The organism is Kitasatospora sp. NPDC048296 (assembly GCF_043201815.1).
Lineage (GTDB): Bacteria > Actinomycetota > Actinomycetes > Streptomycetales > Streptomycetaceae > Kitasatospora.
Genome location: NZ_JBICZB010000004.1, coordinates 105,949 through 120,984, shown reverse-complemented (window position 1 = coordinate 120,984; position 15,036 = coordinate 105,949). Strand labels below are relative to the sequence as shown.

Here is a 15,036-nt window from a genome sequence, read left to right as displayed (position 1 = left end):
CTACTGAGCGGCTCCCGCCTGCCCGGCTGAACCCACCCGAGGACGGGGCCTACGGCGCCGGCTGGAAGCTGTTGAACACCACGTCCCGGACCGGTGCCTGCGCGGCCCACTTGTCGTCCGGGACGATCCAGTAGATCGAGTACCCGTACTTGGCCGGAGTACCGGTCACGAAGCCGCGGTTGAGCGAGTGCGTCTTGGGCGTGCCGCTGGTCCACTCCCAGTCCGCCGCGTTGGTCCACTGCCGGTAGTTGATCGCCGACAGGTTCAGCCGCTGGTAGTTGGTCACCTGCGCCCGCAGGTCGGGCTCGGCGTCCTGCCAGTCGGCGACGGCGCTCGCGTGCGGCGAGGTGCTCCACTCGATCCGCAGCTGGCTGCCGTCCGCGTTCTTGAAGATCCGCCGGTTGGGGTCCGACCCGGCCGGCTGCAGCCCGTCCGGCAGGAAGACCGAGAAGCCGCTCGGGTCCTTGTACTCGTGGTACCCGGCCGGCGCCGCCCCGCCCGGCGCGGGCTGGGTCGGAGTCGGCGTCGGCGTCGGGGTCGGGGTCGGGGTGGGCGTGGCCGCCGGGGTCGGAGCCGGAGTGCCGGCGGCCGGTGGCGGCGCGGCGGCCGAGGAGGCGGCCGTGGTGGCCGGCTCGGCGGGCGTCCCGGCGGGCGCGGGCTCGCCGGACGGGACCGCCGGAGCCTGGCTCGGCACGGCCTCGGAGGTCGCCGCCGGCGAGGTGGCGCCCGCGCTGTGGGTGCTCGCACCCTTCGAACCGCTGTCCCCGCCGCCCACGGCCTGGACCACCGCGACCACCCCGGCGATCAGCAGCAGCACGACCACCACGGTCGCGATGGCCAGCCGACGCCGGCCCGTGCGCGGGTTCGCCCCGGCCGCCTGGGTCGCGCCCCTGGTCCACTCGCTGGTCACCGGCCGGATCGACTCACCGTCCGGAGCGGGCTCCGGCTCGCCGGCGGCGGCCTTCACGGCGGGCTCCGCCGACGGCTCCTCGTCCCGGGCCCGGCTGCCCACCCGGACCGTCCCCAGCAGCCCGCCCACGGTCCGCTTCGAGGCGGGCTCTGCAGCCGGCTTCTCCGCCGACTTCTCCGCCTGCTCCTCCGCCGGCTTCTCGGCCGGCTTCTCCGCCTGCTCCTCGGCCGGCTTCCCGGCCTTCCCGGCCGGCTTCTCGACCGGCATCGCGTGCTCGGTGGTCGACTCGGCCTTCACGGTCGCCTCGGCGACCACCCGCTTGAGCATCGACCGGGTCTGCGAGGCGTCCAGGCGCTTGGCCGGGTCCTTCTCCAGCAGTCCCTCGATCACCGGCAGCAGCGACCCGGCGTTCGCCGGCGGGGCCAGCTCCTCGGTCATCACCGCGGTCAGGGTGGCCAGCGCCGAACCCCGGTCGTACGGCGGCCGCCCCTCGACCATCGCGTACAGCGTCCCACCCAGCGACCACAGGTCGGCCGGCGGCCCGGGCTTCTGCCCGCGCGCCCGCTCCGGGGATATGTACGAGGGCGCGCCGACCAGCATGCCGGTGGAGGTGACCGAGGCGTCGCCCTCCACGCTGGCGATGCCGAAGTCGGTGAGCACGACCCGGCCGTCCTCGCCGATCAGCACGTTGGACGGCTTGACGTCCCGGTGCAGGATGCCCAGCGCGTGCGCCGCGATCAGCACGCCCAGCACGTCCAGCGCGATCTCCGCCGCCCGGGCGGGCGACAGCGGCCCGTCCTCCCGGACCACGTCGGCCAGCGAGCGGGACTCGACCAGCTCCATGACGATCCACGGCCGGTCGTCCTCGTCGACCACGTCGAAGACGGTCACCGCCGAGTTGTGCCGGATCCGCGCGGTCGCCTTCGCCTCGCGCAGCGTCCGGACGATCAGCCGGTGCTTCTCCTCCTCCTCGACGCTGGCGTTCATCCGCAGTTCCTTGACCGCGACGGTCCGGCCCAGCATCTCGTCCTCGGCGCGCCAGACGGTGCCCATGCCACCGCGCCCGAGCACGCCGTTCAGCCGGTAGCGGCCGGCCAGGAGGCGGCCGGTGGAACCCTGCGCCTGGGTCATTCGGAACGTTCCCCCATGTGCTGCCGGCGGTCGTGGTGACGGCGCGTCGGCCCGGCCCCAGGCCCGAACGCCCAAGCCTCCATCATCCCCTGTCCCCGGGGGCCACGACCACCCACCCCCCATCCCAAGCCGGGACGAACCGGAACGGGTGCGGCGCTCCGTGCCCGATCTGTGATCGAAAACTCGCCAAGATCCGTCCGAAGCGCTGCTACCGTTCGGCAGCTCATCGTCTTTCCGGGGGGAACTCGACGCCCATGACCGCACCCGCACCGGGCGCTGACGGCCCATCCACCCGGCCGCACACCGCCCAGCACTACTCGGTCGCACCTGCCCTCGACACCCCCGACGGGTACGTCGCCCCCGGCATGCCCGGCGTCCCGGTCACCGGCTACGCCCCCCTCACCCCCGCCGCCCACCGAAGGGCCCCACGCCGCCGCCGCACCGCCCTCGCCCTCACCCTCGCCCTGCTCGCCACCCTGCTCGGCGGCCTGGCCTACGGCTGCGCCCCACTGCGGGCCGCCGACAGCCTCGGCTGGCTGGCCATCGCCCAGGCCGGCCTGGTCGCACTCCCCCTCGGCCTCCTCGGCGGCCGGAACCGGTTACTCCCACCCCTCGGCGCCCTCCTCGCGGCCGCCGCCCTGCTACTCGGCCAGCTCACCCAGCAGCTCCGCCTGGTCCACGCCACCGGCCCCGGCCCCCGCGGCCTCCTCCCCGACACCCTCACCTCCTGGCGCGGCGACCTGCGCCCCCTCGACCTCGCCTTCTACACGATCGCCCTGATCGGCGGCTTCCTCCTCACCCGCCGCACCGCCAACCGCACCTGACCCCCCACCACCCCCACACCCGCACCAACCCACCCCCGCGCAGCCCCCCACCAACACAGAAACCCCCACCCGACAACCCGGGCAGGGGCCTCCGTCACTCCGTCAGCACACCACTCAGCAGTGATCCGGCGCCGGGTTGACCGTCACCTCGACCCGCTGGAACTCCTTCAGCTCCGTGTACCCCGTGGTGGCCATCGCCCGCCGCAGCGCACCGAACAGGTTCATGGTCCCGTCCGGCGTGTGCGAAGGACCGGTCAGGATCTCCTCGGTGGTGCCGACCGTACCGAGGTCCACCCGCTTGCCGCGCGGCAGCTCCTCGTGGACGGCCTCCATGCCCCAGTGGAAGCCCTTGCCCGGGGCGTCGGTGGCACGGGCCAGCGCGGCACCGATCATCACCGCGTCGGCGCCGCAGGCGACCGCCTTCGGGATGTCGCCGCTGTAGCCGACGCCACCGTCCGCGATCACGTGCACGTAGCGGCCGCCGGACTCGTCCATGTAGTCGCGGCGGGCGGCCGCCACGTCTGCGACGGCGGTGGCCATCGGCACCTGGATGCCGAGCACGTTGCGGGTGGTGTGGGCGGCGCCGCCGCCGAAGCCGACCAGCACGCCGGCCGCGCCGGTCCGCATCAGGTGCAGCGCGGCGGTGTAGGTGGCGCAGCCGCCGACGATCACCGGGACGTCCAGCTCGTAGATGAACTGCTTGAGGTTGAGCGGCTCGGCGGCGCTGGAGACGTGCTCGGCCGAGACGGTGGTGCCGCGGATGACGAAGACGTCGACGCCGGCGTCCACGACGGCCTTGGAGAACTCGGCGGTGCGCTGCGGCGAGAGCGCGGCGGCGGTGACCACGCCGGAGTCACGGACCTCCTGGATCCGCTGCTTGATCAGCTCGGCGCGGATCGGCGCGGCGTAGATCTCCTGCATGCGGCGGGTCGCGGCGGCCGCGTCGGTGATCGAGGCGATCTCGTCCAGCAGCGGCTGCGGGTCCTCGTAGCGGGTCCAGAGGCCTTCCAGGTTCAGCACGCCCAGACCGCCCAGGCGGCCGATCTTGATGGCCTGCTCGGGCGAGACCACGCTGTCCATCGGGGCGGCCAGGAACGGCAGCTCGAAGCGGTAGGCGTCGATCTGCCAGGCGATCGAGACCTCCTTCGGGTCACGCGTACGGCGGCTGGGGACGACGGCGATGTCGTCGAAGGCGTACGCCCGGCGGCCGCGCTTGCCTCGCCCGATCTCGATCTCAGTCACTTCGAGCCCTTCTGCTTTGTTGCTCATGCCCGCCGGGTCACCCCGGCCGCCCCCAGTATCCCGTACCGGAGCTGGTCCCGCCCCGACGGCCCGGCCGCCGGACACGGCGAGGGGCCCGCCGTCGCGGGTGCGACGGCGGGCCCCTCGGTGGTCCGGCCCTGGTCCCTCAGCCGTTCAGGCCGTCCAGGCCGTTCAGCGGGACGAGTAGTTCGGCGCCTCGACGGTCATCTGGATGTCGTGCGGGTGGCTCTCCTTGAGGCCCGCCGAGGTGATCCGGACGAAGCGGCCCTTGCTCTCCATCTCGGCGATGGTGGCGGCACCGACGTAGCCCATGGTCTGGCGCAGGCCGCCGACCAGCTGGTGCAGCACGGCCGACAGCGGGCCGCGGTACTGCACCTGGCCCTCGATGCCCTCGGGGACGAGCTTGTCGTCCGAGGCCACCTCGGCCTGGAAGTAGCGGTCCTTGGAGTAGGAGCGGCCCTGACCGCGGGACTGCATGGCGCCCAGCGAGCCCATGCCGCGGTAGGACTTGAACTGCTTGCCGTTGATGAACAGCAGCTCGCCCGGGGACTCCTCGCAGCCGGCCAGCAGCGAGCCCAGCATCACGGTGTCGGCACCGGCGGCCAGCGCCTTGCCGATGTCGCCGGAGTACTGCAGGCCGCCGTCGCCGATGACCGGCACGCCGGCCGCCTGGCAGGCCTGGGCGGCCTCGTAGATGGCGGTGATCTGCGGGACGCCGATGCCGGCGACCACACGGGTGGTGCAGATGGAGCCGGGGCCGACGCCGACCTTGACGCCGTCCACGCCGGCGTCGATCAGCGCCTGGGCGCCGTCCCGGGTGGCGACGTTGCCGCCGACCACGTCGACCTTGACGGCCGACTTGATCTTCGCGATCCAGGCCAGCGCGTTGTGGCTGTGGCCGTGCGAGGTGTCGACGACCAGGAAGTCCACGCCCGCCTCGACCAGGGCCTGGGCCCGGTCGAAGGCCTCGGCGCTGGCACCGACCGCGGCACCGACCAGCAGACGGCCCTCGGCGTCCTTGGCGGCGTTCGGGTACTGCTCGGCCTTGACGAAGTCCTTGACGGTGATCAGGCCCTTGATCCGGCCCTCGTCGTCGACCAGCGGAAGCTTCTCGATCTTGTGGCGGCGCAGCAGCGCCATCGCGTCCACGCCGGAGATGCCGACCTTGCCGGTGATCAGCGGCATCGGGGTCATGATCTCGCGGACCTGGCGGCTGCGGTCCGACTCGAAGGCCATGTCACGGTTGGTGACGATGCCCAGCAGCCTGCCGGACTCGTCGGCGATCGGCACGCCGGAGATGCGGAACTTGGCGCACAGCGCGTCGGCCTCGGCCAGCGTGGTGTCCGGGCCGACCGTGATCGGGTCGGTGACCATGCCGGACTCGGAGCGCTTCACCAGGTCGACCTGGTTGGCCTGGTCCTCGACCGACAGGTTGCGGTGCAGCACGCCGACGCCGCCCTGGCGGGCCATCGCGATGGCCATCCGCGACTCGGTGACCTTGTCCATCGCCGCGGACAGCAGCGGGATGTTGACGCGGACGTTCCGGGAGACCCGCGAGGAGGTGTCCACCTGGTTCGGCAGCACCTCGGAGGCCCCGGGCAGCAGCAGGACGTCATCGAACGTGAGCCCGAGCATGGCGAACTTCTCGGGTACGCCTGCGGCGTTGTAAGACATTTGGGGGGTACCTTCCGTGGCCGGCCTTATCCGCTCACGCCCTGAGGGAGGGGCGCGTTCATCGCTCACTCGCGCAGACCGCCGAAAGCCGGGTGGGTTCGGAGGAACCTCCAAGGGAACCCCGTGCGCACCCGCGAAACTTTGGCAACCTGCCCAGGCGCCGATACCCCATGGTACTGGCACCGCGAATGTGCCTCGTGTGCCCTTGACAACAACCCCGCACCGTGAGTCATTCCGCCCGGTCGACGTGGGGCGTGCCCGACGACTGACCTGGGGCGCGCCCGGCGACTCCCGCCGGGTGTCCGACGCGAATCGCCGGACGCGCCCTAGGACGATTCCTCGGCGAGCGCCCGCAGCCGGCTGAGCGCCCGGTGCTGGGCCACCCGGACGGCACCCGGCGACATCCCGAGCACCTCGCCGGTCTCCTCCGCCGACAGCCCGGCGGCCACCCGCAGCAGCACCAGCTCGCGCTGACGGGCCGGCAGGTTGGAGAGCAGTTCCTTGGCCCAGGCCGCGTCGCTGCTGAGCAGCGCCTGCTCCTCCGGGCCGAGCGCCTCGTCCGGCACCTCCGGCAGGTCGTCCTGCGGCACGACCGTCGAACCGGGCCCGCGCATCGCGGCCCGCTGCAGATCGGCGATCTTGTGCGCGGCGATCCCGTAGACGAAGGCCTCGAACGGCCGCCCCTGGTCCTTGTACCTGGGCAGCGCGCACAGCACCGCGACGCAGACCTCCTGGGCCACGTCGTCCACGTGGTGCCGGGCCCCGCCGGGCAGCCGGACCAGCTTGGCGCGGCAGTAACGCAGCGCGAGCGGGTGGACGTAGGCGAGCAGGGCGTCGATGGCCGGGCCCTCGCCGCGGACGGCTGCCGCGACCAGTTCGCCCACCAGGGGCGAGCCGCCCGTACCGAGCACCGGCGGGCGGCCCGGTCCGGCCCCGGTACCGGGGCCGGGGCCGCCGGAGTCGGCGTACGACGGATCGTGCCCCGGGCCGGAGGGCTGGGCCTCACCCGGGTCCGCCTGGCCGGCCGCACCGGCGACGTCGTCGCGCATCGGTCCATGGTGCCTGGTCGATCGGGAAAACGCGGCACCGCGTCCGGAGTTGTGCACCGGAACGTTATGCGCTGCGGCACCGCGCGGCGTGCCGCGCATCACCGGCCCCTCCTGCACCGTGCCGCCTCCCGCCCCGCCACCGTGGGTGGTCCCGTCCGTCGCGCCGTCCGCCGAGTGTCCTGCGGCTGCGTGGTTCGCCGCAGTGCCTGTCCGCTGGTCCCCGAGGTGCTCCACTCCTCCATGGTGCAACCTCGGGACCGTAACGTCACACGCCCGTGCGACACCCGCTCCGGGAATCGACGGCGGCGCGCCTGGGCCGGCGGCGCCGACGGTGGTCAGCGGACCAGGCCCCAGCGGAAACCCAGCGCCACCGCGTGCGCGCGGTCGGAGGCCCCGAGCTTCTTGAACAGCCGTCGGGCGTGGGTCTTCACGGTGTCCTCGGACAGGAACAGCTCACGGCCGATCTCGGCGTTGCTGCGGCCGTGGCTCATGCCCTCCAGCACCTGGATCTCACGCGCCGTCAAGGTCGGCGCCGCCCCCATGTCGGGGCTGCGCAGCCGACGCGGGGCGAGCCGCCAGGTCGGGTCGGCGAGGGCCTGGGTGACGGTGGCCCGCAGTTCGGCGCGAGAAGCGTCCTTGTGCAGGTACCCGCGGGCACCCGCGGCCACCGCGAGGGCGACACCGTCGAGGTCCTCCGCGACGGTGAGCATGATGATCCGGGCGCCCGGGTCGGCGGACAGCAGCCGCCGGACCGTCTCGACCCCGCCCAGGCCGGGCATCCGGACGTCCATCAGGACGAGATCGGAGCGGTCGGCCACCCAGCGGCGGAGGACCTCCTCCCCGTTCGTCGCGGTGGTGACCCGGTCCACGCCGGGTACGGTCGCGACGGCGCGGCGAAGCGCCTCGCGGGCGAGCGGGGAATCGTCGCAAACGAGAACGGAAGTCATGATCGTCGTCCTCCGCAGCTGATCCGCGTCACGTTGAGCCTCCTGGCTGGTACGAACCTCTCCGACACGGCCGATCGGCGACGGACTTCGTCCTGATCGCCCCGACTTGCCCGCGATCGTTCCCGACGTCCGGCGCCCGCTAACCGCCTCCGCACTTCCAACGACCGTCACTCGAATGAGTTACGGCCTTCGGGCCACCTCCACCACTGTACGTGGCCAACCCGTTACCGATCAGCCGCATCGCGGTGCACACGCCGCACTTTTGCGCAGCTCGCGCGCGGTCGGCGTACGACCCGCACACCGGTGCGGCGTGTCATGCGCCCGTCGGCCACCCGATTGCCGCACCTACGCCCGTCGAAACCTATTGCCCACTTTGCCCGCTTTTATAGCTTTCTCATGGTCATTGACTGTTGTGCCCGTGTGTGGGTGACTTGTCCATGGAGTTGCCTTAAGTCATATTTCCAGGTGTCCATACCAACGCGGGTCGCCCCGCCGGGCACCGCTCGGCCGCAGCCCGCCGAGCACGCCCGACCGACGGCCGATCGCATCCGAAGGGAATGAGCCATGGCAGATTTCTCCCGCCTCCCCGGGCCCAACGCGGACCTCTGGGACTGGCAGCTCTCGGCAGCCTGCCGCGGCGTGGACAGCTCGCTCTTCTTCCACCCCGAGGGCGAGCGCGGGGCGGCGCGCAGTTCGCGCGAGGCCAGCGCCAAGGAGGTCTGCATGCGCTGTCCGGTGATCGCCGAGTGCGCCGCGCACGCCCTGGCGGTCCGTGAACCGTACGGCGTCTGGGGCGGGATGACGGAGGACGAACGCGAGGAGATGCTGGGCCGCTCGCGGCACCGCCTGGTGGAGGTCCCGCTGACCCCGCCGGCGATCGCGCGGCACTAGACCCGCCTCCATGGTGCGCCGTGAAGAAACGTTTCTTCGCGGCGACTTGGGCTGCTCACAGTCGGTACCCGCTCAGCGGCACCCCGGCCGTCGGCACCCGCTCAGCAGTACCCCGGTCACCGACCGTCAGCGATCGGACCGTCAGCGATCGGCGGCCGCACCCGCCAGCCGCTCCAGCATCAGCGCGACGGCCGGCACCTCGGCCAGGTCCGGCAGGGTCAGCGCCACCACCTGGCGCACCGCCGGCGCCCCGGTGGCCGTCCGCACCGGCACCGTCGACACGCCGTCAGGACGCACCGACTGCAACGCCAGCCGGGGCAGCACCGCCACTCCCAGACCGGCCGCCACCAGGCCGACCACCGCCGGGTAGTCGTCGGTCGCGAAGTCGATCCGGGGCTCGAAGCCCGCGCCGGTGCACAGCTCCACCAGGTGCCCCCGACACTGCGGGCAGCCGGCGATCCACTGCTCCCCCGCCAGCTCGGCCAGCCCCACCGGCCCGCCCCGCCCGGCCAGCGGGTGGGCGGCAGGCAGCAGGCCCACCAGCGGGTCGTCCAGCAGCGGGGTGACCACCAGGTCGGACCAGTCGGTACCGGCCGACAGCTGCTGCGCCTCCAGGTTGGCCTCGGCCCGCGCCTCGCGCGGGGTGCCGTGCGCGGCGGACGGCAGTGCGGCGGCGCCGTCGGACTGCGGGTAGCGGAAGGCCAAGGCGATCTCGCACTCGCCGCCGCGCAGCATCGCCAGCGACTCCGGCGGTTCCGCCTCGACCAGCGACACGCGCACCCCCGGATGGCTGTCCCGCAGCCGGGCGACCGCGGGCGGCACCAGGGTGGAACTCGCGGTCGGGAAGGAGACCAGCCGCACCCGCCCGGCCCGCAGCCCGGCGATCGCCGCCACCTCCTCCTCGGCGGCGGAGAGCCCGGCCAGGATTCCGGTGGCATGCTTGAGCAGGACCCGCCCGGCCTCGCTGAGCTGCATCCCGCGGCCCGAGCGGACCACCAGAGGGGTGTCGACCGACTTCTCCAGGGCCTTCATCTGCTGGCTGATGGCAGGCTGCGTACACCCCAGCTCACGGGCGGCGGCGGAGAAGGAGCCGGTGCGGGCGACGGCACGCAGAACGCGCAGATGGCGGGCCTCGATCATGCCTCAGTTATAAGGCAATCTTTGCATTCTGCAAAATTCTACTGATAGTTGAAGCCTGGAGCACCCATCCCGAGCCAGCGACTCACAGCCGAGCGGGCGAGTAACAGCCGGAGGCCCGGCCCGCCTCCCCGAGGGAGCGGACCGGGCCTCCGGTCAGGCGTCGGAGCCTCAGTGCGAGTGGCCGTGGCCGTGCGAGTGGCCGTGACCGTTGTCGGCCTCCTCCTCCTTCTTCTCCACCACGAGGGTCTCGGTGGTGAGGAGCAGGGAGGCGATCGAGGCGGCGTTCTCCAGGGCGGAACGGGTGACCTTGACCGGGTCGATGACGCCGGCCTTCAGCAGGTCGCCGTACTCGCCGGTGGCCGCGTTGTAGCCGTGACCGGTCTCCAGCTCGGCGACCTTGTGGGTGATGACGTAGCCCTCCAGGCCGGCGTTCTGGGCGATCCAGCGCAGCGGCTCGTGCAGCGCCTTGCGGACCACGGCGACACCGGTGGCCTCGTCGCCCGACAGGCCCAGGCCGTCGTTCAGCACCTTGGCGGCGTGAACCAGGGAGGCGCCACCACCGGCGACGATGCCCTCCTCGACCGCGGCGCGGGTCGCCGAGATGGCGTCCTCCAGGCGGTGCTTGCGCTCCTTCAGCTCCACCTCGGTGGCGGCGCCGACCTTGATGACGCAGACGCCGCCGGCCAGCTTGGCCAGGCGCTCCTGCAGCTTCTCGCGGTCCCAGTCGGAGTCGGTCGCGGCGATCTCGCCCTTGATCTGGGCGACGCGGCCGGCCACGGCCTCGGCGTCACCGGCACCGTCGACGACCGTGGTCTCGTCCTTGGTGATGGTCACGCGACGGGCGGTGCCCAGCACGTCCAGGCCGACCTGGTCGAGCTTGAGGCCGACCTCCTCGGAGATGACCTGGCCGCCGGTCAGGACGGCCAGGTCGCCGAGGATCGCCTTGCGGCGGTCGCCGAAGCCCGGGGCCTTCACGGCGACGGCGTTGAAGGTGCCACGGATCTTGTTCACGACCAGGGTCGACAGCGCCTCGCCGTCGACGTCCTCGGCGATGATCAGCAGCGGCCTGGAGGCACCGCCCTGCAGGATCTTCTCCAGCAGCGGCAGCAGCTCCTGGATGGAGGAGATCTTGCCCTGGTTGATCAGGATGTACGGGTCCTCCAGGACCGCCTCCTGCCGCTCCGCGTCGGTGACGAAGTACGGCGACAGGTAGCCCTTGTCGAACTGCATGCCCTCGGTGAAGTCCAGCTCCACGCCGAAGGTGTTCGACTCCTCGACGGTGATGACACCGTCCTTGCCGACCTTGTCGATCGCCTCGGCGATCAGCTCGCCGACCTGGGTGTCCTGGGCGGAGAGGGACGCGACGGCGGCGACGTCGTCCTTGCCCTCGATCTCGCGGGCCACCGACAGCAGGTGCTCGGAGACGGCGGCGACGGCCTTGTCGATGCCCTTCTTCAGGGCGGCCGGGCCGGCACCGGCGGCGACGTTGCGCAGACCCTCGTTGACCAGGGCCTGGGCCAGCACGGTGGCGGTGGTGGTGCCGTCGCCCGCGACGTCGTTGGTCTTGGTGGCGACCTCCTTGACGAGCTGCGCGCCAAGGTTCTCGTACGGGTCGTCCAGCTCGACCTCACGGGCGATGGTGACACCGTCGTTGGTGATGGTCGGGGCGCCGAACTTCTTGTCGATGACGACGTTGCGGCCCTTGGGGCCGATGGTCACCTTGACGGTGTCGGCCAGCTTGTTGACACCGCGCTCCAGCGAGCGGCGGGCGTCCTCGTCGAACTGCAGGATCTTCGCCATGTTCCCTATTCCCTCGGGGCTGCGGCCGGCCCAGCGGCCGCCGAACTACGTGAACCAACAACCACGCCCCGGGCCCCTGTCACTTGGGACACGGATCCGGGGCGGGTCGGGACGTCTTACTTCTCGATGATCGCGAGAACGTCGCGGGCGGAGAGCACCAGGTACTCCTCGCCCTGGTACTTCACCTCGGTGCCGCCGTACTTCGAGTACAGGACGATGTCACCGACGGCGACGTCGAGCGGCAGACGCTGGCCGTCCTCAAAGCGGCCCGGGCCGACGGCCAGGACGACGCCCTCCTGGGGCTTCTCCTTGGCGGTGTCCGGGATAACCAGGCCGGAGGCCGTGGTGGTCTCGGCGTCGAGCGGCTGGACCACGATGCGGTCCTCAAGCGGCTTGATGGCAACCTTGCTGCTGGTGGTCACGTCCGAGCTCCCCTTCGGAGATTACGGGGTTTTCTAACGGGTAGGGGCGAACCTGCGAGTCTGCCGTCGCGGGGGTCAGACACGCGTCTTCGCGTTAGCACTCCCCCGGTGGGGAGTGCTAAGGACGACCATAGGCCGGTGTTAGCACTCAGTCAACCAGAGTGCCAACGGCGCGCCCTGAAGTCCCGTACTACGGATGAGTAGCCGTACTCATGTGCGACGCCGCCCCCGCGACCGACACTCGGGCCATGCCTCAGAAGCCCAAGCGCATCGGCCCGGCGCTGTCGGACGATCTGGTTCCGGCCCTGCTGCTCCTGCCCCTGCTGGCGGTTCTTCCGCTCGTCGCCGTCTCGCTCACGATCGCACTCGTCCTGAACGTGCCAGGACACGCCCAGGAGCTGGTCCTGACCGTCGCTCTGCTCGTCGACACCGCGCTCGTCCTCGGGGTCCCCGGCACGGTGGCCTTCCGCACCTGGCGGAAGGGGTACCGGTTCCTCCCGGTCATCGCCGGGCTGGCACCGCTCGTCCTGCCGGTGCTGTTCTGCTCGGGCGCCCTCCGGTGACCGGGCCGACCCGGGGGCGAGACGTGGCCTCCGCGCTGCTCGCGGCGGTGGCGGTGCCGGTCGGGATGGCGGTCGGGACCGCGGTGGTCATCGTCCTCATGTGGGACAGCGCCCCGCACTCGGCGACCACCGGCAGCATCGTCGAGGCCGTCTGGTTCTCGATCCCGCTCCTGGTGGCCGGGTGGGTGGCCCGGCGCGCCCGGCGGCGCGGGTACCGGATCACGCCGGTCGTCCTCCTGGCCACGCCACTCACCCTCGATCTGGCACTGTGGCTGCTCGACTGACCGGCGAGAATGGCCCCGTGGACACCGAGAACCTCCAGCCCCTGCTGACCCCCGAGGGTCAGGCCCTGCTCGCCGAGTTGCGCGAGTTCACGCCCGAGGAGGAGTTGGCGCTCGCCACCCGGCTGCGGCGGGAACATCCGGCGGAGCTGGTGTCGGCGGCGTTCGGGCAGGCGCGGTTGCGGCAGCGGGCGCGGGCGAAGTTCGGGGCGGACGCGGACCTGATGTACTTCACGCCCAACGGGGTCGAGCAGTCCACCCGACGCAGTGTGGCCGAGTGGCGGGCGCGCCGGTTCGCCGGGCTGGGGGTGCGGCGGCTCGCCGACCTGTGCTGCGGCATCGGCGGGGACGTGCTGGCGCTGGCCCGGGCCGGGATCGAGGTGCTGGCCGTCGACAAGGACCCGGCGGCCTGCGCCGCGACCGCGGCCAACGCCGCCGCGCTGGGGCTGTCCGAGCTGGTCGAGGTGCGCTGCGCGGACGTCGCCGAGGTGGACGTCACCGGCTACGACGCGGTGTTCACCGACCCGGCCCGCCGCACCTCGCGCGGCCGGGTGTTCGACCCCGAGGCGTACGCCCCGCCGCTGTCCTGGGCGATCGAGGCCGGACGGCGGACCCCGATCGGCGCGCTGAAGGTGGCGCCGGGCATCCCGCACGAGGCCGTCCCGGCGGACGCCGAGGCGGAGTGGGTCTCCGACCACGGGGACGTCAAGGAGGCGGTGCTCTGGTTCGGCACCGAGTCCGCCCGCCCGCACCGCGCCACCCTGCTGCCGCAGGGCGCCAGCCTGACCGGCGGTGACCTGCCCGACCCGCCGGCCGGACCGGTCGGGCGGTACCTGTACGAGCCGGACGGCGCGGTGATCCGGGCACACCTGGTGGCCGAGGTGGCCGAGCAGGTCCGCGGCCGGCTGATCGACCCGAAGATCGCCTACCTGACCTCGGACGAGCTGGTCGCCACCCCGTACGCACACGCCTTCGAGCTCACCGACGTGCTGCCGTTCCACATCAAGAAGCTGAAGGCGCTGCTGCGCGAGCGTCAGGTCGGCACGGTGGTGATCAAGAAGCGCGGGATGGCGATCACCCCGGAGGAGTTGCGCCGTCAGCTCAAGCCCTCCGGGCCGAACACCGTCACGGTGATCCTCAGCCGCACCGACCACGGCCCGCTGATGATGCTGGGCCGGCCCGTCCAGGCGCCCTGAGGGGCGTCCTAGGAAGCGGGCGGCTGGATGTAGTCGTCCAGCCGGGCCACCGAGAAGCCCTGCTCCTGGATCCGGGCCAGCAGCTCGCCGAACATCTGGGTCATCGTGGCGCCCTTGAGCTCCTTGGGGCCGCGGAAGTGCGCCAGGATGATGTCGCCGGGCTTCAGCTTCTTGTCGGCGGCCTGGTACTGCATGTCGTGGATCTGCATCGACTCGCGCCAGAGCACGATCGCGCGCGGACCGCACTGCTGCACCGAGGTGTTGAGCATCGGGGTGTTGGCGCCGTCGCCGAACGGCGGGCGGAACAGCAGCGGGGCGGTGCCGTACTGCTGGGTGAGCGTGGCCTGGTCGTCGCAGATCTCGGACTTCTGCTTGTCCGCCGGGAGCTTGCTCATCACCGGGTGGGTGACGGTGTGGTTCTGGATGTGGTTGCCGAGCGCCTGGAGCGGCTTGAAGTAGCCGTAGTCGTTCTTGACGATGTCCTTGGTCAGGAACATCGTGATCGGCACCTTGAGGTCGGTCAGCATCTCGACGAACTTCGGGTCCTTCTCGGCGCCGTCGTCGATGGTGATGAAGACGACCTTGTCGCTCGTCTTCACGTCGCTGAACACGGGTACGGTGCCGGTGCGTTCGAGCTTGATCGGCTTGTCCGTGGGCGGTGCGGGGGCCGGGGCGAGCGGCTTGAGGTTCCATTTCGCCCAGGCCGCGGCGTCGCCCTCGGCCGGGGCCGCGCCGGAGGTGGTGGCCGCGGCCGCCGGTGCGGCACCGCCGGACGGCTGGGGCGCGGCCGAGGCGTTCTTCGTCGCGGCCGGGGCGGCGCTGCCGCCGCCCCCGTTGTCGCCGCACGCGGTGGCGAAGGCCAGCAGGGCCAGCGCCCCCGCCGCGTACGTCCTGGTCCTGCTTCGCCCGTCCCTGTTCACCGCACCGCGCTCCCGGTCCCGTCCA

General features: G+C 72.1%; 14 protein-coding genes. 5 read left to right on the top strand and 9 right to left on the bottom strand.

Translation table 11 applies throughout. From position 1 onward, the window contains the following. Positions 1 to 49: 49 nt before the first annotated feature. Positions 50 to 2,041, bottom strand: coding sequence for a protein kinase (locus ACGF12_RS04765; protein ID WP_393025463.1), 1,992 nt, complete (start codon positions 2,039 to 2,041; stop codon positions 50 to 52). A gap of 254 nt (positions 2,042 to 2,295) precedes the next feature. Here ACGF12_RS04765 and ACGF12_RS04760 point away from each other — a divergent pair, with 254 nt between their 5' ends. Then, complete coding sequence (locus ACGF12_RS04760; RefSeq protein WP_393025460.1) at positions 2,296 to 2,865, top strand: hypothetical protein; 570 nt, start codon at positions 2,296 to 2,298, stop codon at positions 2,863 to 2,865. Positions 2,866 to 2,979: 114 nt separating this feature from the next. Here the strand turns inward: ACGF12_RS04760 and ACGF12_RS04755 are convergent, their stop codons facing one another. The 4 genes from ACGF12_RS04755 to ACGF12_RS04740 all read right to left on the bottom strand — a co-directional run bounded on the left by ACGF12_RS04755 (position 2,980) and on the right by ACGF12_RS04740 (position 7,798). After that, positions 2,980 to 4,107, bottom strand: coding sequence for a GuaB3 family IMP dehydrogenase-related protein (locus ACGF12_RS04755; protein WP_393025457.1), 1,128 nt, complete (start codon positions 4,105 to 4,107; stop codon positions 2,980 to 2,982). A 192-nt stretch (positions 4,108 to 4,299) separates the two neighbouring features. After that, a complete protein-coding gene (gene guaB, locus ACGF12_RS04750) occupies positions 4,300 to 5,802 on the bottom strand; it encodes an IMP dehydrogenase (protein ID WP_393025454.1) in 1,503 nt (500 codons plus the stop codon). 326 nt (positions 5,803 to 6,128) lie between these two features. Beyond that, the gene (gene shbA / locus ACGF12_RS04745) at positions 6,129 to 6,851 is read right to left on the bottom strand and encodes an RNA polymerase sigma factor ShbA (RefSeq protein WP_393025451.1); all 723 of its coding nucleotides are present in this window, start codon (positions 6,849 to 6,851) and stop codon (positions 6,129 to 6,131) included. A 335-nt stretch (positions 6,852 to 7,186) separates the two neighbouring features. Then, on the bottom strand, positions 7,187 to 7,798 hold the full coding sequence (locus ACGF12_RS04740; protein WP_014136228.1) for a response regulator transcription factor: 612 nt from the start codon (positions 7,796 to 7,798) through the stop codon (positions 7,187 to 7,189). A gap of 564 nt (positions 7,799 to 8,362) precedes the next feature. Between ACGF12_RS04740 and ACGF12_RS04735 the strand changes: the two genes are divergently transcribed. Then, positions 8,363 to 8,689: a WhiB family transcriptional regulator gene (locus tag ACGF12_RS04735; protein WP_189916090.1), complete on the top strand. Its 327-nt coding sequence runs from the start codon at positions 8,363 to 8,365 to the stop codon at positions 8,687 to 8,689. 141 nt (positions 8,690 to 8,830) lie between these two features. Here ACGF12_RS04735 and ACGF12_RS04730 read toward each other — a convergent pair whose 3' ends face one another. The 3 genes from ACGF12_RS04730 to groES form a co-directional block, all read right to left on the bottom strand. Continuing rightward, a complete protein-coding gene (locus ACGF12_RS04730) occupies positions 8,831 to 9,829 on the bottom strand; it encodes a LysR family transcriptional regulator (RefSeq protein ID WP_393025448.1) in 999 nt (332 codons plus the stop codon). Positions 9,830 to 9,997: 168 nt separating this feature from the next. Beyond that, positions 9,998 to 11,629 (bottom strand): chaperonin GroEL, encoded by a 1,632-nt coding sequence (groL, locus tag ACGF12_RS04725; RefSeq protein ID WP_393025445.1) that lies wholly within the window; start codon positions 11,627 to 11,629, stop codon positions 9,998 to 10,000. Positions 11,630 to 11,745: 116 nt separating this feature from the next. Beyond that, positions 11,746 to 12,051, bottom strand: a complete 306-nt coding sequence (gene groES, locus ACGF12_RS04720) for a co-chaperone GroES (protein ID WP_014136232.1) — start codon at positions 12,049 to 12,051, stop codon at positions 11,746 to 11,748. 248 nt (positions 12,052 to 12,299) lie between these two features. On the opposite strand from groES, the gene ACGF12_RS04715 reads away from it, so the two are divergent. The 3 genes from ACGF12_RS04715 to ACGF12_RS04705 are packed head-to-tail and all read left to right on the top strand — an operon-like array spanning position 12,300 to position 14,091. Next, entirely contained in the window at positions 12,300 to 12,614 is a 315-nt protein-coding gene (locus tag ACGF12_RS04715; RefSeq protein ID WP_393025442.1) for a hypothetical protein, read from the top strand. A 23-nt stretch (positions 12,615 to 12,637) separates the two neighbouring features. Beyond that, the gene (locus ACGF12_RS04710; protein WP_393025439.1) at positions 12,638 to 12,898 is read left to right on the top strand and encodes a hypothetical protein; all 261 of its coding nucleotides are present in this window, start codon (positions 12,638 to 12,640) and stop codon (positions 12,896 to 12,898) included. Beyond that, positions 12,895 to 14,091 carry an SAM-dependent methyltransferase gene (locus tag ACGF12_RS04705; protein WP_393025747.1) on the top strand — a complete coding sequence of 399 codons (1,197 nt, stop codon included), beginning with the start codon at positions 12,895 to 12,897 and terminating at the stop codon, positions 14,089 to 14,091. Before ACGF12_RS04710 ends, ACGF12_RS04705 begins: the two co-directional genes overlap by 4 nt. Before the next feature lie 8 nt (positions 14,092 to 14,099). On the opposite strand, the gene ACGF12_RS04700 is transcribed toward ACGF12_RS04705, so the two are convergent. Beyond that, positions 14,100 to 15,011 carry a polysaccharide deacetylase family protein gene (locus tag ACGF12_RS04700; protein WP_393025436.1) on the bottom strand — a complete coding sequence of 304 codons (912 nt, stop codon included), beginning with the start codon at positions 15,009 to 15,011 and terminating at the stop codon, positions 14,100 to 14,102. Positions 15,012 to 15,036: the final 25 nt, after the last annotated feature.